1 protein-coding gene is annotated in these 522 nt (G+C 40.6%); it reads right to left on the bottom strand.

Annotation, left to right across the window (positions count from 1 at the left end; all coding sequences use genetic code 11):
* A partial coding sequence (locus UA76_RS24685; RefSeq protein WP_047046040.1) for a hypothetical protein occupies nucleotides 1-450 on the bottom strand: 450 nt, incomplete at its 3' end.
* Between the last annotated feature and the right edge of the window lie 72 nt (nucleotides 451-522).

The following is a 522-nucleotide window of genomic DNA, read 5'->3' on the forward strand; positions in this document are numbered from 1 at the left end:
TGCAACTTTACTTTCATGCCATGTGTATACGATCCCTCGTTTTCGGTCGAAATAGACCTCAGCATAACGTGGATATTTTATAAGGTATCTAGCCATGAGAATGGTTATGAGTAAAGCCAAACCAATAAACGTTAAACTGATAGTCAGTGACCTTTTCTGACTGTCACGCCCGTAGCTATATGTAGCGCTTACATATCTAACCCATGAGCTAGTGCCCTTTTCATCTACCAAGGCATTGAGAAATTCTTCTCCTACTAACTCTCGACTTAAGCTTCCTTCATGGCTTGATAAAACTGAGTTAGCATAGTTTATTTGGCTAGTGGTTGGGCCAAACTCATACAACAACTTGAGAGTAATTACCAAGGGTACTAAAAATAAAGGAAATGCGTTCCATTTTCTTATGTTGTGGTTGGTTTTACGGACAGTCATGACTTGATCGTCAACTGACATTATAGGTTCCACTGGGTCTTCAGATGGCTCTATAGTTAATTGCTGGCGAAAGCTCTCTCGCCAACTGGTGAA

Origin of the sequence: Vibrio mexicanus (assembly GCF_001012815.1) — a bacterium.
GTDB lineage: Bacteria > Pseudomonadota > Gammaproteobacteria > Enterobacterales > Vibrionaceae > Vibrio > Vibrio mexicanus.